Below are 19,934 nucleotides of genomic sequence, written 5' to 3' on the forward strand. Positions count from 1 at the left end.
TTAACTCTCAGTAAAAGTTATCAGAGCCAGTATTGGATGATTCATATCGTCATTCCAGAAATGAGGAACGAATTATCTGGAATCTAAACAGAGTGCGATTTGAGTAGATTCTGAATCACGTTCGTCCCTCACTGTTCAGAATGACGCGATAACGCTGAGACGCCCCGAAACAAAGAATTTGAAAGGAAATTAAGATGGCTGCTAAAGACGTTAAATTTGGTAATGACGCACGTATTAAAATGCTAGAAGGTGTAAACGTTCTGGCTGACGCAGTAAAAGTAACGCTAGGTCCTAAAGGCCGTAACGTTGTTCTAGACAAATCATTTGGCGCACCGACTATCACTAAAGATGGTGTTTCAGTTGCACGTGAAATCGAACTTGAAGACAAGTTCCAAAACATGGGCGCGCAAATGGTTAAAGAAGTGGCTTCGCAAGCGAATGACGCAGCGGGCGACGGTACGACTACAGCAACAGTTCTTGCTCAAGCAATCATCACTGAAGGCTTAAAAGCCGTTGCTGCTGGCATGAATCCAATGGATCTTAAGCGCGGTATCGACAAAGCAGTTATCGCTGCAGTTGAAGAGCTAAAAGGCCTTTCTGTTCCATGTGCAGATACAAAAGCTATCGCGCAAGTAGGTACTATCTCTGCGAACTCTGATTCGACAGTAGGTAACATCATTGCTGAAGCGATGGAAAAAGTAGGTCGTGATGGCGTTATCACAGTTGAAGAAGGTCAGGCTCTACAAGACGAGCTAGACGTAGTTGAAGGTATGCAGTTCGATCGCGGTTACCTATCTCCTTACTTCATCAACAACCAAGAAGCAGGTTCTGTTGATCTAGAAAGCCCATTCATTCTTCTTATCGACAAGAAAGTTTCGAACATCCGTGAACTTCTTCCGACTCTAGAAGCAGTTGCTAAGGCATCTCGTCCACTTCTTATCATCGCTGAAGATGTAGAAGGCGAAGCGCTTGCAACTCTAGTTGTGAACAACATGCGTGGCATCGTTAAAGTGGCTGCTGTTAAAGCGCCTGGTTTCGGTGACCGTCGTAAGTCTATGCTGCAAGACATCGCTATCCTAACTGGCGGTACGGTTATCTCTGAAGAGATCGGCCTAGACCTAGAGAAAGTAACGCTAGAAGACCTAGGTCAAGCTAAGCGTGTAACTATCACTAAAGAAAACTCAACCATCATCGATGGCGCGGGCGAAGAAACAATGATCCAAGGTCGTGTTTCTCAAATCCGTCAACAAATCGAAGATGCAACGTCTGACTACGACAAAGAGAAACTTCAAGAGCGCGTAGCTAAGCTAGCTGGCGGTGTTGCAGTAATCAAAGTAGGCGCTGCAACTGAAGTTGAGATGAAAGAGAAGAAAGACCGCGTTGAAGATGCACTTCACGCAACTCGCGCTGCCGTTGAAGAAGGTGTGGTTGCTGGTGGTGGTGTTGCACTTATCCGCGCTGCATCTAAAGTTGCTGGCCTTGAAGGCGACAACGAAGAGCAAAACGTCGGTATCCGTGTTGCACTACGTGCAATGGAAGCGCCTATCCGTCAAATCACTAAGAACGCAGGTGATGAAGAATCTGTTGTTGCTAACAACGTTCGTGCTGGCGAAGGTAACTACGGTTACAACGCGGCGACTGGCGAATACGGCGACATGATTGCAATGGGTATCCTAGATCCAACTAAGGTAACTCGCTCTGCACTTCAGTTCGCAGCGTCAGTTGCTGGTCTTATGATCACAACAGAAGCGATGATCACTGATAAGCCACAAGATTCTGGCCCTGCAATGCCTGATATGGGTGGCATGGGCGGTATGGGTGGTATGGGTGGCATGATGTAATCATCCCCCTTTCTCTATAGCAGAGAAAGTCACACATAAGCTTTAGAAAACGGAGACTTCGGTCTCCGTTTTTTTGCTCTTAAGCCTTATTTATTCGCATCCCGTATCTGTATTTCAGCTTCACCATCACCCTTTTTTCCAAAGCTCCTTGGTCAGCCTGCCTTGTGCGTAAACTGTTGTTCATCAATTTTTTGCAGCATCATGTCACGCTTAAATGGTTTTGGAAGATAATCGTTCATTCCACACTCGAAGCAACGTTTAATATCATCATCGAGCACGGATGCCGTTAAAGCGAGGATATGTGTTGCCTGAAGTTGCAGGTTTTCTTCATAGCGCCTGATTCGCTCTGTTGCCTCAAAGCCATCTACATTCGGCATCATGCAGTCCATCAAGATAAGGCCGATGTCTTGATGATGCCCTTCATATAAATCAATCGCTTCTTGTCCATCATTGGCAACCCAATATTCAATCCCTAACTTATCTAAATTGATACATACCACCTTCTGGTTTACGCGGTTATCTTCAACTACGAGGACTTTTTGACGTACAGTCGCTTCTATCGGCTCAGGTTGATGTTGAGGGGGTTGTGGCTGTGACCTTTCAAGCACGGAGTTCAACATGCTACTTAAGCGGGAACCGAGCATAGGAAGAGTCACATAGCCTGAGATAAAATGACACTCACTCATAGGATCACTAAGATTATCTTTCACTATGATGATTTTCACCTCTGGTGCTAAGCGATGCAGCGTTTTGGCTTGGTTAATATCTTCCATCAAAGCGATCTCTGGGAGGTCAGTTGCCGCCAAGTTTGTTTCGATTGATTTTAGTTGTGGTGAGTAACCAAGGCGGAACAAGTCATCGAGTAAAAGTTTCGATGGCGCATCTGAATAATAGACAACGGTTTGTTTACGATTTTTATGTTCAGAATGATCTGATGGCACTACGGTTAATTGGAAATGAAAGCAACTGCCCACGTCTTTCTCTGACTCAACGTTTATCGAGCCTCCCATCATTTCCACCATACGTGACGAAATACTAAGCCCTAATCCGGTCCCCGCAATATTGGAGGTGATGTTGGTATCTTCTTGGCAAAACGCTTTGAAAATGTGCTCTTGTTGGTCTGCTGCGATACCAATACCCGTATCTCGAACAGAAAACTCGACCACACACTCTGTTTCCAATGATGGAAGCCGTTTAGCGGTGAATACGATAGAGCCTTGTTCTGTAAATTTGATCGCATTTGAGGCTAAATTCATCAACACTTGGCGAATTTTATTCCCATCAACATGAATGTACTCTGGGAGCTCGCCATCAATTTCAACTTCCAACTTAATCTGCTTTTGATAAGCTTTAGAAGAAATCAGAGTCACGCTATCAAACAGCAGCTCTCTTAAGTCTGTCGTATGTGGATTAATTTCCAGTTTACCCGATTCAATTTTGGACAGATCGAGAACATCGTTGATCAACATAAGTAAGGTTTGAGAAGAGGTATAGATAGTCCCAAGGCCGTCTTTCTGTTCTGCGGATAGTTTGGTTTCTGCCAGTATTTCTGACATACCAATCACGCCATTAAGCGGTGTCCGTATCTCATGAGACATATTGGCAAGAAAGGCACTTTTTGCACGGTTTGCTTGTCGTGCTTTCTCTTGTGAAACAATCAATTGAGTTTCAAGTTGACTGGCACGCCACACAACATAAAGCAGCACCAGTAACGTCACCCCTCCTAATGCGGCTGTCGATAAGTAGCTGTACGACTTTATCTGCGTCAGGCTCTCTGCGATCTGCTTGGGTGTTTCGGTGAAAAGTAAGTTGAGCTCATCTTCAACATGATAAATACTGCTGGTGAGTTCTCCTTTGAGGCCGCTATCAGAGCTGTACCCGACACTCTTTAACCCTCGCTGCAATCGCCAAAAGTGGCGTTTAAAATTATTAAACGAAGCTAATGCACTGATCGTTCGGGAATTCTGTTCTATTTCATCTTGGATTTTGAATAATGAATCGACAATCTTATCTAATGTTGTCTGATCAAAATCGGTAAAGAACTGATACATGAGATCTTGTGTTTCTAAAGTCAATTCTTCAAGCTGCACATTATTGGATTCATGTACGAAGCGCTCAAGTGTCAACGCTGCATTTTTTAGTTTCTCAATGAGCCCAATTTGGTCCCTCTTGCCATGTATGCTGACTAACTCAAGGGCTAATAATGTAAAGGCGGTGTGGTACTCGTCGAGATACTCGACAACTTTGGCATAATTAAAAGAAATATTGAGGTCGCTTCGTACGATTTTCCCATCGATCTCAGCCAGCTTTTCGATCAGCTGACTTCGCTTTATATTGAGTTGTTCTTGAATCTCTGGTTGCCTTGTGGAAACAAACTGCTGCTCTTGTCGTCTGACAGAGAGCATAACGCTATAAGCTTCAGAAAGACTGAGCTGGAGATTAATCATGTCCTGCTCTTTGTTCTTCAGAGCATGGCTAACATAGATATAGAGGCCTAAAAATAACACGATAGCCAAAAAACCACGCGAAATAATTGCTTTAATGGTCTGTTTATTCGTAGGTTCCTTAATCATGCTATTCCCGCTGTTTCATATCGTTCTGTTCCTATATTAGAATTTAGTTTATTTTCAGAATTTTACGAACATTAGTTTTTGAATACCTGAGGTCTGTTGAGCTTTTATCAATAAATTTTTTAGGATGACATCGCTTTAGATGCGGCAATAAGTGTGTGGGCTATAAGCTTGTGAAACATGTTGATTTTCTCGCCTAGATTTTTGTTTGGAATAATAAGCGTTAGAGCGGAGGTTTCGGTCTCTGTTTTTTTTGCTTTTCGCATCTCGTTCACTCGAATCCCGCATCTGCTCTTAACCATTGCTCTTTATGATTTAGCGGCTTATATTCAACAGTACAGTTATTACATTGATTTAACATGGGTAGCTGTTGAATAAAGGACAATAAATGCTTGATTAAAAATGGATTAATCAAGTTAACAATAAGTCAGTGGAGACTCCCCAATGAAAAAACTACTTTCAGTACTTGCTGTGTCGGCAGCAGTAATGGCACCGGCAGCATTTGCTTCTTCGCCTGTTATGTTTTCAACGATTAACGGTTTCAACGCACCTGATTCAGATGCGGTTGGCGGTGTGCGTTTGGCTCTGCTTCACGGACAAGTAAACGACCTTAAAGGTGTCGATCTTGCCGTTGTTGGTATGTCTGAGACGCAAACGACCACAGGTGTGAACCTTGGTATTTTTGGTGCATCAAAAGTGAACCAAGAAATGACCGGTGCATCTCTGGGTTTCTTCAACTGGAATACGGGTAAAACAACCGGTGTTAACCTGGGTGCTGTGAACATTACTAATGATGTGAAAGGCGCGAACGTGAGTTTCGTCAACTACTCAGAAGGTAACACTATGGTTGATGTTGGCGCTGCGAACCTTTCAGAAGTGTCTACGGTTCAGGTTGGTATCTTCAACAAAACCAACAAAATCGAAGGCGTACAAGTTGGTCTGATCAACTGTGCTGACAACGGTTTCTTCCCGTGCTTCCCGATTGTAAACTTTGCTAAGTAAGGCTTAGTGTTACTATAGTGATTCATAACGCCTAAGTGCATCTGACTTAGGCGTTATTGCAACTCAACATTTTCTTATAGATATCCAAACGCCCCTCCAAAATAGATAAGCATATTGTTTTATATTTTCTATTGCAGTATTTTTACTTATGAGTACAATGTGCGATAAATGCCTAATGATGATTTATATGCTTTGATTAACCACCATACCGTCGATTTTAAAAAGGCTTTCTTAGGCCTGACCGCCAGTTTTTTAGTAGTTTTGAGCTTGTTGCTCGTTGATTCAGCGGAAGAATCAGATAAACAGTATGGAATGGAAAACCAAGGCGTAACACGCTCTTTAGCGGAGCTCACACAGATCATAAATGCGCTTGAGTACAACATCACTGCGCTTTATCCACTGCATGGGGATACCTACGTATTCTCGCATGACAAAAAGATCGAGGGTGGGACGTGTTACTTCACCAGTGAGGAGCAACATGCCCCTCGTTTTGATTTTATGTTCTCTGGCCCTCGCGAGATGTGCAACCCGGAATCGGACCTTTATACCGAAGCGGGTAAGCGCCTGTTCATCGCGCCGACCATGGCTTATTTTGCCAATACCATTGATACCATCTCTGCGATTTATTTCATTTCAAAAGAGAAATTCATTATCTCTTCGCCTTCTGATTTTGCCAGTTACATTAAGGGCGACACCTTTGATTCGGTTGTGAATAGCAGGCCTTATTGGGTGAACACGATTCGCTTTGGCTTAGCTCAAGGGCAAGACCAAGTGGTGTATACCGGCCAATATGATGATTACTTAACAGGTCAGAAAGTGGTGACCTTAACCAAAGGAATCTACGTTAATGGTGAGTTTAAAGGGGTATTGGGTGTCGATGGTTATGTCTCGAACCTAGTATCGAACCCTACCCATGGCTATAAAGTCACAAATACTCGAGGCGCAAACAAATACGGGTTTATGGATTTTACGTATTCCAAGCCTCTGTATGTTGATGACATTAACACCCAGCTATATCTGAGTATTGAAGAAGATAAGAGTGAGCACTTTCTGCATGTATTGGAGATGGAGAAGATTCAGCTTTCGATACTGTTAGTTTTGTATCTGCTCTCGGTTTTATGGCTATGGCGCTTCTATACAAGACAAGAGCACCAGCGTTTAAATGAGCTAGCAATGCGCGACCCATTAACGGGCTTGCTGAATCGACGTGGTTTTGAGGCTCGATTACTGGCTCAGGAAGAGGAGCCGATTATTGGTGTTGGCGTGTTTGATATCGATGATTTCAAAGTCGTTAATGATCAGCATGGCCATAAAGTGGGGGACGAGGTGATTTGCCATGTTGCTCGGTTGATGCTGAACAGCGTTAGACAGCAAGATATCGTGGCTCGATTTGGTGGCGAAGAGTTTGTTGTCGCGATTACGGGTGAATCGTCTGAGTTGCTTTCATCGATCTTTGAGCGAATTCAAAACGACATTAGCCTACAGAGTTATCGATGCCCTACGGGTGACAAGATTAGTATCTCAGTGTCTGGTGGCGCGACGCTTTACTCTTTGTATAAGTTCGACAGCGTAGGGCACTTGTGGGAAAACCAGAGTATTCGTTCGTCTGATGAGCAGCTCTATAAGGCAAAGGCTGCGGGTAAGAATCAGGTGTGTATTCAGGTGTATTAATTAGTTGGATACACAAAGGCCTAGTCGTGTGACTAGGCCTTTTTAATGTCTGTTTCAGGTTGAGGTTACTTCTTCACGCGGCCTTTTCTCATCCACTTCTGATGCACACCACGACGCAGGCTCTGGAAGCTGTTTTCCACTTTATCGACACCAAGCAGAATCACTAGCGCCATTAGCGTGATAATGACCGATTGGGAAAGATGCCCTAGTGCGATCATCATACCTAATGCTGCGAGTACCCAGATAATTGCGGCTGAAGTCACGCCATGAATCTTGCCATCCAGTGTCATCATTACACCAGCCCCAAGAAATCCAACACCCGTAATTATCTGACCAAGCACACGAGCTTGATCGAGTGTGTTGGGGGATAGGCTGATCGCCATGGTGAGGAAGAAATAGGTACCACTGATGATCAGAATCGATGTTCGGATTCCGACGGGTTTACCGCGTGTTTGCCTTTCGATTCCGATTAAAGAACCACATAACATGCATGCAGCGAGGCCTGCCCAGCTAAAGGGGGCAAGGTTGAGAGTTTGTTCTATAAATTGTGACATATCACCCCTCCTAAAAATTTAGAATAGAGCCGAGTATGCTAATAATAGACCGGACGATCGAACAAAAACTTTTTGTCTTAACGATTGATAAAGATTACTTAAAACCTAGCAGCCGCTTGTTGTTAAGGTGAAGGCTGGTGTCGTGGTCTCTGTCGCTTCTTGGTACTCAAGGTAGCAGTTATCAGCCTGTTTTTTTCGGCTAGAAGGCGCATAAAGAATAATGCCATCATTCGCATCTGTGTTGGTAAAGAACCAGTCAGCCCTGCCCGTATCCCAAACCGCATCCAAGAACGTGGATTCGATGAGCTGTGACCAAGTTTGATCGTTCATCGCTGCAGGATAACCATAGACCACTGAGATATTGTCACCCTCAACATTAATCGATGCGCTAGCTGCTTTATCTAAGCCCAATGCTGATGTCTTACCATAAAGCATAGCACTTGCGCCCTCCATTCCGCCTTTAAGGCCGTTTAATGTCGAGATACGAGCATCGGTTTGAAGGTTGAGGAACTTAGAAGCTGCAGTGACCGACACAATACCTAGAATCACGATCCCCACGACCAGCTCGATGATGGTGAAACCTCTTGAGCTGAACCTAAGCGCTGGTTGAGATGTGGTTGCTGGTGGAGCAACTGAGGTATTGTGTTTCATTGATACAACTTCTCTATTCAATGTGTAGGTCGAGCGGTGTCTTGCTGCTGCGTCCGCCAATCTCACGGGTTAACTTAGGTACTAGGTAGCCAGAAACCTCAGAGATTAATCCTTTAAAGTGATGCTTCGCCTCTTCATCTGAAATATAGAAGTGCGCTGCGCCCTGAACCTTATCAAGTACATGCATATAGTAAGGTAAAATACCGGCGTCGAATAGCTTTTCGCTTAATTCTTTCAATGAGTTAGCGCTGTTGTTTACGCCTTTAAGCATCACGCCTTGGTTGAGCAGAGTCGCACCACTTAACTTAAGCTTGTGGAAAGCTTGTTTGAGCTCTAAGTTAATTTCGTTGGCATGGTTAATATGGCTCACCATCACCACATTAAGGCGAGTTTGAGCTAACAATTGGCATAGTTCATCCGTTACTCGAGCGGGAATCACAACCGGTAATCGGCTATGAATTCGAACTGTTTTCACATGTGGAATTTGTGCGATAGCATGAATTAGCCACTCTAGTTCGCTGTCTTTTGCCATCAGTGGATCGCCACCCGACAAGATAACTTCGTTGATCTCTGGGTGAGCAGCCACATAGTCTAGGCTGGTTTGCCAAACAGACTTCGAGCCCTTGTTATCTTGGTAAGGGAAGTGACGACGGAAGCAGTAGCGGCAGTTAATCGCACAACCGCCTTTCACAATCATCAGTGCACGGTTCTTGTATTTGTGCAGTAGCCCAGGAATGGCGTTGTCTTGCTCTTCCAGTGGATCAGCGGAATAGCCTTGGTGTACCTCAAACTCTTCGCTTAGCGGTAAAATTTGTCGTAGCAATGGATCGTGTGGGTTGCCTTTTTCCATTCGTTCGACAAAGCTAAGAGGTACCCGAAGTGCAAATAACTCACGAGCAGCGAAGCCTGCTTGCCATGGTGTTGGGTCTATTTCCAATGCCTCAAGCAGTTTTGTCGGGTCAGAGATCGCATTCGATAGTTGTTTGAGCCAGTTTTGCTCAACAGATTCGACTTTTCGGGTTATGATATGCGGCATTGAAATTAACTCAAAGATGTGGAAGAGAAAATCATGGCGTCAGTAAGCACCAATGAATTCAAAGGCGGTTTAAAATTCATGATGGATAACGAGCCTTGCTCAATTATCGACAATGAATACGTTAAGCCAGGTAAAGGCCAAGCGTTTAACCGTGTTAAACTTCGTAAACTGCTGTCAGGCAAAGTGTTAGAGAAAACATTTAAGTCAGGCGATACAGTAGAACTAGCGGACGTTGTAGACGTTGAACTAGGCTACCTATACAGCGATGGCGAATTCTACCACTTCATGAACAACGAAACATTCGAGCAAATCGCTGCTGATGCAAAAGCAGTAGGCGAGACTTCTAAATGGTTAGTTGAAAACGACGTATGTACTCTAACGTTGTGGAATGATAACCCTATCACAGTAACTCCACCAAACTTTGTTGAGATCGCAGTAACAGAAACCGATCCTGGCCTTAAAGGCGACACACAAGGTACTGGCGGTAAGCCTGCAACTCTAGCAACTGGCGCGGTAGTTCGCGTACCTCTATTCATCGCAATCGGTGAAGTTGTTAAAGTTGATACTCGTACTGGCGAATACGTTGGTCGTGTGAAGTAATTGACTTCAAGTATCTGAAAAAGGTCGCTTAGGCGGCCTTTTTTTGTATCCCAAGATCAGATTCGCGTAAACGAGATGCGGGATGCGAAGAGCTGGAAAATCAAGAGTGAGTAAGCCAGATGCGATTCACAATGGTCACAAGGTTACATTGTGTGACCAGTATCATATTTTGGTTGTATTCTGGATGAAAATCAAAAATTTTATCTAACTTATAGATTTACAAGGTGTTTTTGGCGTTTATATATCGCAACAAAAATATCTCAATACAATATGTGGCTGTTTAGTATTGATTTTGTGAATGTGTGTGGTGGGAAGGGAAGCTGATTACAATATTGTTAGAATGAGTAGAGTCTACTAGCTTTATACGCGATGTTATTAAGCAACTATGTGGATATTAATATGAGACTTAATGCAATTACGTTGGCTCTTGGTTTGGTTAGTATCGTCGGGCTTTCAGGATGTGATGACGATGATACAACCGTGTCAACCACGACTCCGAGTGAGACTCCCTCGACTCCCAGCTCCCCAGCTGAAACGACTAAATACAGTGTGACTGCAATTGATGGTTATTTACGTCATGCTCGAATTTGGTTAGACCTTAACGGTAACTACGTCTTAGACGACGGTGAGCCTAATGCTATTTCTGGTGATGGCGGAGTTGCAGATTTAGACGTCACCGATGTCGACAACCCTGAACAGTACCCTGTCGTTGTGCAAGCGATCTCCGGGCAGACGATTGATGAAGATGAACCTGATGTTACGGTGTCTGACGACTATATTATGTCAGCCCCTCCAGGTGAAAAAGATGTCACCCCTTTGAGTACGCTAGTTCACGTATTGATCGAGCAAAACACTACAGATTCTGACGATGCTGCTGCGGTTGAAGCAGCAAAGCAAGCTGCCATTCAGCAAGTCGCTGATCAGCTAGGCTTAGATGAAGATGAAATCTTAGGTGATTTTGTTGAGTCAGGTGTTGAGGCTGCCGCTTATGCCGCTGAAAACTTGGTTGATTCAAATGTTTTGCCTTCATCTCCTCAAGAGTTGCAAGAAGTTGCTGAAAGTGAAGATAAAGGGACTAAGTTTCTCTCTGTGACTGCATCTGTGAATAATGAAATCAAAAAGAAAATTGAAGAAGTTGCAGGTGATAGCGATAAGACATTTGATAATGTTGGTGGTGCGACAGAGGGTGTCGATTTTTCTAATGACACAGATGATGACGGCGTCCCCAATGACTTAGATGACTTTCCGAATGATCCCGATGAAAGTCTGGACTCCGATGGTGATGAGATCGGTAATAATGCCGACCTAAATGATGATACGGTGGACGGAGAAGATGACATCTACCCTGATGCCAATGATGCGTTTCCAACGGATCGTTCTCGTGCTGGTGACCATGATTCGGATGGGGTAGACAGTATTGATGATGTCTTCCCACAAGATCCAACTGAGTGGGCTGATAATGACTCTGATGGCTATGGTGACAATCAAGATGTATTTGATAATGACCCAACCGAATGGGCAGATACGGACGGTGATGGTGTTGGTAATAATGCCGATAAATTCCCATCGGATCCCAACGAGTCCTTAGATACGGACGGTGATGGCGTTGGTAATAATGCCGATGAATTCCCAACCGATGCGACCGAATGGGCAGATACGGATGATGATGGCTTAGGCGATAACGAGGATGACCCGTATCCAAACGATACGGATAACGACAGTTACAACAATGATGTTGATGAATTCCCAACCGATGCGACCGAATGGGTCGATGTGGACGGTGATGGCGTTGGTAATAATGCCGATGTTCATCCAGAGGATGGAAATAAGTCAATTGCTGATGTTGTGGCCAATGTTAGTGCAACTGATGTAGCAGTTTTAAACATAACAGATCGCGATATCATTACACTGGATATTGAGGTCGAAGAAATGGTTGAGACACTGAATAGCGGAGAGATTGTTACCACCATAACTACTCAATATATCACTGCTGATGACGTGGTATATGGCACGACACAAAGTGTCGATCACCTGTTAAATGATGACTTTACTCGTATCCAGACCTTTGCGTACGACTATAACCTCGATGGTACTGCACGTTACGAAGGCATGTCTCTTGAAATTGGTACTAGAACCGAAACAAGCGAGACGTATTGGCGCTATATCGATGAGGCTGATGCATCTCTTGAGGGCGGTTTCGGCGGTAATGGTCGTGTCTATGAACAAGGCGTAGCCTTAACATCTAGAGTTCACCCAAATGACTTATCTCAAATAGATACAATACATAGTGTATCAGTGGAATTTGAGGACGTCGCAGAGGGCGTTCAAGCGGTCGAAACGTTAACCGAATACACGGTAAATGGCTTTGATATCGACGATGTTCAAACCCATCAAGCTCAATGGGCTCAGACTTTAACCACTGTAACGCAGGATTACGTGCAGAGTTTCGTGGAGTCTAAGCAGGACTGGGGTGCAGACGGTTACATCAATGTTGAACTTCGATTTAATAATATCCCTGATGGTAGCTATGTCTACGAATATTCGACACCAATATGGGCAAACCCACAAGATGGTGAATTCCATGAGTACGCAGACTTTAACTTTAATGATGGCAAATGGGACGATCTCACCTCGTACTGGAACTATTACCGCAAAGAGGTGCTAATCAATGGTGATGTTCTTGAAAGTGGAGAGCGTTCGGTTCTAAACGAGGAAACGAACACACTACTCATTGTCGATAGTGATCCAATCAATACCTTGTTCCAAGAATGGAATGCCGTGTCTCGTTCTGTCAGTGATGTGGAAAAAAATAAACACATAGAGTGGCAGCACTACCCATTAGCGGATTATTCATTTACGACTGACACTGATAATGTCGGACAGGCCTATCGCGTTTACCAGAAACAATCTAATGGCCTTTGGGTTGCTACCTCATTTGATGAGTGGGGAACACAAGCTGTTGTGGATCTACCACAACAGGTAGAGGATGCCCGTGTTGCTGGCACAGAGTTGGAGCTTATTGATGACCAAATCATTCCAAGCCTGAGCCGATACGCTACGCTGTTACCTACAAGCAGTTTCCAATACGATGACAATGGGGCAATTCAATGGCACGTCGTAACACAAGACTATCTGTTCACTGATACTGGTATTCCAACATTGGTTACACTGGATCTTGGTGATAGTGGTGTGGTTCCTGGTTCGTTTACCGGAGTGAATGATGTTGATATGGTGCTTATGGTCCCGGATGTTGAGAATCCTTGGCCTTGGCACAATGCTTACTATCGCAGGGGCATAGACACTTGGAGCATGGACCTAACGGAGGAAGCGTTTAGTTGGCATAACAGTCTAGGAGTGTTCTTCTTAGACGAGACAGCTGCGCAAGATTATCTTGCAGAGTTTTTAAATCAAGATAGCGACGACGATGGCTTTAAAGACTACGAGGATGCTTTCCCTAATGATCCAAATGAATGGGATGATAGTGATGGTGACTATGTTGGCGACAATAGCGATGCCTTCCCTTATGACTCATTAGAGTGGGCGGATTCTGATAGTGATGGTTTAGGCGATAACCATGAGAATGCAACCGAAGGTTTAGATCCGAATAATGCTGATTCAGATGAAGACGGCGTTTATGACGGTGAAGACCTTTATCCAACCGACCCAAATAAGTGGACTATTACCGCCCAAGAGTTTGCGGAGCAAGAGGGGACTCTTTACGGATTCTTCAGCGATGGGAGCGAACTATCGTTCGTAGATATTCTGTTTAAAGAAACCTTGAGTTATGGCGGTGATACGTTAACCCTTACGGAACTCATACAGTACCGTGGTGATCAATCCTTTATCCAGCTACCACTTGAAGCTGAGGGGGACGTACAGCTCACTGAAAACGGCTGGCAAACTCCGGTAGGTTATACGATAGACTTCTCTGGAGAGCAACTTATTGCCTATCCAGAAGACAATTCCAGTTTCTATTATTCAGTAGAATCAGAAGTGGTAAACCTATCGGGTATGGCATTGTATGAAGTCTACTTTGAGTGGTTCGACTTCATGGAAGAGGCGAGGTTCGCTGAAGGCTCACAAGCGGTAATGTTTACCTTCTCTCCAGCCGTAAACCAGTACTTCCTATGGGAGGGTGGTAGTCCGTACGTGAGGTTCTCTGACGTCGGTTATGATACGGATGGTAGCTCTATTACAAGTCTGGACGACATTATTGTGTCGCAGTCGGTCGGTGAGTCGGTTTCCACAGATCTTACTACCTCTGTTGGCCTCTATCTAGACTTTGATATCGAGTTAGTGAGTGATGGCACGGCGCATTATTACTTCTTTGATTGGGACGCAGGAACGGCAAGTCGCGTCGCTACTGCGGATTACTTACGTTACACATTACACGGTGAAGATATCGTCGAATTTACCGTACCAGTTGAGGCTATGCCCTACATGGGAGAGGGGGATACGCCTACCATGATCTTTAGCATGTACAATGGTGAACTTACGGTAGGTGAGATTGAGGCGCCAAGTGCTGAACCGTCGGACGATACTATGTACGCTTTCAATGGTATTGCCGCACAGTCTATAGAAGATGGTGTAGTGTTGAGCGATTACCTATTTACCTGCTACTTGGGTGATAGCGATGATCAGTCAAGCCCAATCATGGCTGACTATGAGCTTGCGATTACGGATTGTGGCGGTCGAACTCACATTACCAGCGAAATGGTCGAGGGTCTAAACTTCCAACGCGTTAAAGGCAATGGAAATACTCGTGACTACTTGTTCAATGCTGATGGCACAGTGCATGTATTGAAGGGAGAGGGCGGTAACTATACTGACGATTGGGTCATAGAAGATGGCTTGGTTAAGATCAGCTATTCTGATGAATCGGAGAGCTTCACGACTTACTGGGCACTGTTAGATTCGTTGGATGATACGTGGTCAATCAAGTTCTATGAGAACGAAGTTGTGGACGGTCAATCAAGTAGCTATATCTGGATGGATACTATTATTCAACAAGATCGTCCGATTGTGCTTGAAGAGTGCTACATCGGTGATGCAGAACCTGTTGAGGGGCAACCTATCCCGAGTATGAGTGACTACGAAACGGCGATCACGGATTGTGGCGGTCGAACTCACATTACCAGTGAGATGGTCGAGGGTCTAAACTTCCAACGCGTTAAAGGCAATGGAGATACTCGTGATTACTTGTTCAATGCTGATGGTACTGTACATGTAATTAAGTCCGAAGGAGGAGATTACACCGACAACTGGACCATAGAAGATGGCTTTATTAGGATCAGCTATTCTGATGATTCGGAGAGCTTCACGACTTACTGGGCGTTATTAGAGTCAATGGAGCAAACTTGGTCAATTAAGTTCTTCGAGGAAGAAACGTTAGGCGGTGTGACTGAAAGTTGGATATGGGCAGATACCGTGGTGCAACAAGATAGAAACGCTCTGCAGTTTGACCCGACTAACTTGGTATTGAGGGAGTACGATAGTAACAACTTCTTCTTCCATGCTGATGGCAGTATGAGTTACATCGGCAATGACGGCACTGAGACCTATGGGAACAGTTGGATGCAAACTTCAGCTAATACCATGGTGGTAACTTATGAAAATACCTCAACCGAGCAATGGGTACTTGTATCACAAACTGATGACGAATTAACTATCTCTAGGGATGGTTCAGAGGAGGTGCTTACAAATGTTACCTACGAGGGAACAGTAACGGTCTGTGAGGATGGTGATTCACCGTGGGATGATTTTACGGACCAACCCTCTGACTTTGGCACTCGTTCGGACTATGACAGCGCAGTCGCCAACTGTACCGTTGGTGGTGCTCAGTTTATAGAGTCTGATTTCACAGGTAATGGCAGTGAAAGTTCTCGTTGGGAGCTCATCGATCTTTGGGAGATAAATGGCACCGTCATGGCTGTAGTTGAAGAAGAGGTTGTGTTCCATAGTAACGGTACTGGCTACTTTGACGATGATGAGGGATTGTTCGGGTTCGATTGGGTGATTTTGAATGGTGAGGTGACCTTAACCATAACCGAAGAGGAATTTATAGGAGCCAAAGACACCTGGAATAAGGTTGATCAAGATGGAGAGTATATTACGACTAAATCCTTCTGGAGCGATCCAACCTGGAGCAACCCTGCGCCGGCAGAGGGAGAAGCTGAGATATTCTCGGGTGTGATGCGATTTGTGGGGTTTGAATCGCCGTAACGCATATAGACTTATCATCTAGCATAGAATAAACGCCTAGGGTCAAACCTAGGCGTTTTCTATTTAACTGTTAAATCATAAAAATGAAGATAATAGACAACGCGCTGATTAGGCCTGCAACGAAGTAGCAACCCACTTTACCCGCAACGCCGACATGGAACTTAAGGTCGTGCATGCCGTGGTGAAGACGGTGCATTGCGTGCCACATTGGCAGTGCTAGCGTACCGATGATGAATAGCGCACCGATAATGCTGGTGGCGAATTCAGACACACGCTCGTAGCTCATTGCGTCCGCATCGATGATGCCCATTGGCACTAAGATACCTAACACTAGAACCGTGATTGGTGTGATCATCGCAAACCAAGTACCGCCAGCGCCAAATAGGCCCCACCAGATTGGCTCATCAGAGCGTTGTGGGTTGTGGTTAACAGGTTTTACTTTGTAATTTGTGTTCATAACGAAAGCTCCTTACACCACAACAAGAACGATTAAAGAAATAAAAGCCACCGCTGCCCACTGGGTCAGTACGATGATTTTTTTATCAACCAATTTGCCTTTAAGACGGATTGGCATTACTTGAGGCATCATGCTGAAGAAGGTTTGAGCGTGCAGCAAGCTGCCTAGCAGTGCCACGATGTTGATACCAACGACGATAGGGTTCGCCATAAAGCTCAACCAACCATCCCAAGCTTCAGGCCCTTTCACTAGTGCACCCAAACCGAAGGTTAGGAACAGAGTGAATAGAATCAAAGGCAGTACAGTCGCTTCACGTAGCATGTAGAAGCGGTAGAACGGATGGTTGCTCCACCACGTTCTCTTCATCTCACGAACATAAGGCTTACGATTGCTCATATTATGCCTCCTCTGCTGTTTTTACTTGCGATCCGTCTGGCTTGAACATCGAGATAACGAAGTCCATTGAAGACTCAACTTTACCTTGGTTTACTGCAGCCGCTGGGTCTACTTTCTTCGGACATACGTCAGAACAGTAACCTACAAACGTACAGCCCCAAGCGCCATTGTCGCCATTGATAAGCTTCATACGTTCAGCTTTACCATTGTCACGGCTATCTAGGTTGTATCGGTGAGCAAGAGCAAGTGCCGCAGGGCCGATGAACTCAGGGTTTAGACCAAACTGAGGACATGCTGCGTAACACAAACCACAGTTGATGCAGCCCGCGAACTGTTTGTACTTCGCCATTTGCTCTGGAGTTTGGATGTTAGTACCGTCTTCTGGCTTGCGGTCGTTACCAATGATGTATGGTTTGATTGCTTCAAGGCGCTCGATGAACGGTGTCATGTCGACAATCAAATCTTTTTCGATTGGGAAGTTAGCTAAAGGCTCAATCTTGAAGCCATTCGGGTAGTCACGTAAGAAGCTTTTACATGCCAGTTTTGGCACGCCATCAACCATGATGCCGCAAGAACCACAAATCGCCATACGACAAGACCAACGGTAAGACAGGTCTTTATCTAGGTTATCTTTGATGTAACCGATCGCATCAAGTACTGACATGGTTTCATCAAATGGCACTTCAAAGGTTTGAAAGTGAGGTTCTGCATCGTGCTCAGGGTCATAACGCAGGATTTCAATTTTTTGGATTCGATTCGCTGACATTATGCTTGCTCCTCTTCGCTCTTCTTCGCATTCTCTTCTGCTGCTTTTTCAGCGGCAGCGGCTTTCTCGGCTGCTTCACCGTATAGACGAGCTTTAGGTTGAGATTTAGTAATCTTAACGCCGCTGTAGTCGATGGTTGGTGCTGCATCTTCGTTGTAGAAAGATAGAGAGTGTTTCAGGAAGTTCACGTCATCACGTTCTGTGCAGTTGTCGTCTAGACGTTGGTGTGCACCGCGAGACTCTTTACGAAGAATCGCTGAGTGAACCATCGCTTCTGCAACTTCAAGGCCGTAACCCACTTCGATAGCGTAAAGTAGGTCAGTGTTGAACACTTTGCCTTTGTCTTTAATGCTGATCTTCTTGTAGCGCGCTTTCAGTTCAGTGATTTTGTCGATGGTCTTTTGCATCAAGTCTTCTTGACGGTAGATACCACAACCCGCTTCCATGGTGTGACCCATTTCAGTACGGATATCAGCCCAGTTCTCGTCGCCTTCTTGAGCCAAGATGCCTGCGATGCGATCTTCAACCGCTTTCACTTGCTTAGCGATAGACTCTTCGTTCCAGCCTTTGAATTCAGCAGCGCGTTTCACCGCTTCTTCACCAGCAACGCGGCCAAATACCACGAACTCAGCCAGTGAGTTAGAACCTAGGCGGTTTGCACCGTGTAGGCCAACTGAAGCACATTCACCAACGGCGAATAGGCCTTTGATGCGAGTTTCACAAGTACCGTTAGTTTCAATACCACCCATGGTGTAGTGAACAGTTGGACGAATTGGGATTGGCTCTTTTGCTGGGTCTACGTTTACGTACGCTTTTGCCAGCTCACAGATGAACGGAAGACGCTCTTGCAGATACTCTTCACCCAGGTGGCGAAGGTCAAGGTGTACGACATCACCAAGAGGGTGCTTGATGGTGTTGCCTTTCTGCTGCTCGTGCCAGAATGCTTGAGAAACTTTGTCACGAGGACCCAGTTCCATGTATTTGTTTTTCGGCTCGCCCACTGGAGTTTCCGGGCCCATGCCGTAATCTTGCAGGTAACGGTAGCCGTTCTTGTTGACGATGATACCGCCTTCACCACGACAACCTTCGGTCATCAAGATGCCAGTGCCCGGTAGGCCTGTTGGGTGGTATTGAACGAACTCCATATCACGCAGTGGTACACCGTGGCGATAAGCCATTGCCATACCGTCGCCAGTTACGATGCCGCCGTTGGTATTACAGTGGTAAACACGACCTGCGCCACCGGTTGCTAGAACAACAGATTTTGCTTTGATGGTAACAAGCTCACCTTCAGACATGTGAATCGCGATTAGGCCTTGTACTTCGCCATCTTCAACGCCGCTCTGGTTTTCTACGAGAAGGTCCACCACAAAGTACTCATCAAATCGTTTGATTGTGTCGTACTTCATCGAAGTCTGGAACAGAGTATGAAGCATGTGGAAGCCGGTTTTATCCGCTGCGAACCACGTTCTCTCTACCTTCATACCGCCGAATCGGCGTACGTTTACTTCACCGTTTTCTTTACGACTCCATGGGCAGCCCCATTGTTCCATTTGGATCATTTCGCGAGTCGAGTTTTCAACAAAGTATTCAACAACATCCTGTTCACATAGCCAGTCGCCACCGCCAACAGTATCGTTGAAGTGGTTATCTAGGCTATCTTCGTCTTTAATTACCGCTGCTGAACCGCCTTCTGCCGCTACCGTGTGCGAACGCATTGGGTAAACTTTAGAAATCAGTGCTACTTCCAGTTCAGGATTAGCTTCAGCCGCAGCAATAGCTGTACGAAGACCAGCGCCGCCTGCGCCGATGACTGCGATATCTGTGGTAATTGTCTTCACAGTTATTCTCCAGTGTGATGCGGAGTATTCCGCTTGTTATTATAAAAAGCCTATTTAGGAGGTTCTAAATCGTAGGAACCATTTAGCGCCCCTAAGCCTTAAGTGGTAGGTTCAGTGTAAGAGAGGAAGGTATTCGAAAAGTTGATGCATTTGGGTTTTTAGGTCGGTAATGCATATGGAGGCATAGAAATTATAGGTTATGTGACTGCAATCACGGCAATGAATTGTTGATAACGATTAACCCACAGAACGGGTGTTAACGGCTTGTTGAGTATGATTTTTGTTATCAATGTTGATGTGAAAGCTGTATTGATAATTGTATTGTAG

General features: G+C 45.1%; 13 protein-coding genes. 5 read left to right on the forward strand and 8 right to left on the reverse strand.

What is annotated here, in order from left to right; all coding sequences use genetic code 11:
* The first annotated feature begins 194 nt into the window (after window positions 1-194).
* The gene (gene groL / locus AB4583_RS20050) at window positions 195-1,841 is read left to right on the forward strand and encodes a chaperonin GroEL (protein ID WP_017061290.1); all 1,647 of its coding nucleotides are present in this window, start codon (window positions 195-197) and stop codon (window positions 1,839-1,841) included.
* Window positions 1,842-1,993: 152 nt separating this feature from the next.
* On the opposite strand, the gene AB4583_RS20055 is transcribed toward groL, so the two are convergent.
* Window positions 1,994-4,414, reverse strand: a complete 2,421-nt coding sequence (locus tag AB4583_RS20055; protein WP_372119056.1) for an ATP-binding protein — start codon at window positions 4,412-4,414, stop codon at window positions 1,994-1,996.
* A gap of 441 nt (window positions 4,415-4,855) precedes the next feature.
* On the opposite strand from AB4583_RS20055, the gene AB4583_RS20060 reads away from it, so the two are divergent.
* The gene (locus AB4583_RS20060; RefSeq protein WP_017068001.1) at window positions 4,856-5,413 is read left to right on the forward strand and encodes a VC2662 family protein; all 558 of its coding nucleotides are present in this window, start codon (window positions 4,856-4,858) and stop codon (window positions 5,411-5,413) included.
* A 192-nt stretch (window positions 5,414-5,605) separates the two neighbouring features.
* Entirely contained in the window at window positions 5,606-7,084 is a 1,479-nt protein-coding gene (locus AB4583_RS20065) for a diguanylate cyclase (protein WP_372119075.1), read from the forward strand.
* Window positions 7,085-7,149: 65 nt separating this feature from the next.
* On the opposite strand, the gene AB4583_RS20070 is transcribed toward AB4583_RS20065, so the two are convergent.
* The 3 genes from AB4583_RS20070 to epmB form a co-directional block, all read right to left on the reverse strand.
* Window positions 7,150-7,638 carry an MgtC/SapB family protein gene (locus AB4583_RS20070; RefSeq protein ID WP_004733333.1) on the reverse strand — a complete coding sequence of 163 codons (489 nt, stop codon included), beginning with the start codon at window positions 7,636-7,638 and terminating at the stop codon, window positions 7,150-7,152.
* 105 nt (window positions 7,639-7,743) lie between these two features.
* Window positions 7,744-8,289, reverse strand: coding sequence for a type II secretion system protein (locus AB4583_RS20075; protein WP_372119060.1), 546 nt, complete (start codon window positions 8,287-8,289; stop codon window positions 7,744-7,746).
* 13 nt (window positions 8,290-8,302) lie between these two features.
* Window positions 8,303-9,325: an EF-P beta-lysylation protein EpmB gene (epmB, locus tag AB4583_RS20080; protein WP_136987099.1), complete on the reverse strand. Its 1,023-nt coding sequence runs from the start codon at window positions 9,323-9,325 to the stop codon at window positions 8,303-8,305.
* Between the two features lie 33 nt (window positions 9,326-9,358).
* Here epmB and efp point away from each other — a divergent pair, with 33 nt between their 5' ends.
* On the forward strand, window positions 9,359-9,925 hold the full coding sequence (gene efp, locus AB4583_RS20085; RefSeq protein ID WP_017061297.1) for an elongation factor P: 567 nt from the start codon (window positions 9,359-9,361) through the stop codon (window positions 9,923-9,925).
* Between the two features lie 399 nt (window positions 9,926-10,324).
* Window positions 10,325-16,147 (forward strand): hypothetical protein, encoded by a 5,823-nt coding sequence (locus AB4583_RS20090; protein WP_372119064.1) that lies wholly within the window; start codon window positions 10,325-10,327, stop codon window positions 16,145-16,147.
* A 70-nt stretch (window positions 16,148-16,217) separates the two neighbouring features.
* On the opposite strand, the gene frdD is transcribed toward AB4583_RS20090, so the two are convergent.
* Genes frdD through frdA form a run of 4 tightly spaced genes read right to left on the reverse strand, consistent with a single transcriptional unit; the run spans window position 16,218 to window position 19,607 of the window.
* Window positions 16,218-16,604 (reverse strand): fumarate reductase subunit FrdD, encoded by a 387-nt coding sequence (gene frdD, locus AB4583_RS20095; protein WP_065584500.1) that lies wholly within the window; start codon window positions 16,602-16,604, stop codon window positions 16,218-16,220.
* Window positions 16,605-16,616: 12 nt separating this feature from the next.
* Window positions 16,617-17,000 (reverse strand): fumarate reductase subunit FrdC, encoded by a 384-nt coding sequence (gene frdC / locus AB4583_RS20100; RefSeq protein ID WP_372119067.1) that lies wholly within the window; start codon window positions 16,998-17,000, stop codon window positions 16,617-16,619.
* Window position 17,001: 1 nt separating this feature from the next.
* Complete coding sequence (locus tag AB4583_RS20105) at window positions 17,002-17,766, reverse strand: succinate dehydrogenase/fumarate reductase iron-sulfur subunit (protein ID WP_009847917.1); 765 nt, start codon at window positions 17,764-17,766, stop codon at window positions 17,002-17,004.
* Entirely contained in the window at window positions 17,766-19,607 is a 1,842-nt protein-coding gene (gene frdA, locus AB4583_RS20110) for a fumarate reductase (quinol) flavoprotein subunit (RefSeq protein WP_372118235.1), read from the reverse strand. The genes AB4583_RS20105 and frdA overlap by 1 nt, the downstream gene beginning before the upstream one ends.
* Between the last annotated feature and the right edge of the window lie 327 nt (window positions 19,608-19,934).

This window comes from Vibrio sp. 10N.222.49.C12, from assembly GCF_041475025.1.
GTDB classification, from domain to species: domain Bacteria; phylum Pseudomonadota; class Gammaproteobacteria; order Enterobacterales; family Vibrionaceae; genus Vibrio; species Vibrio crassostreae_C.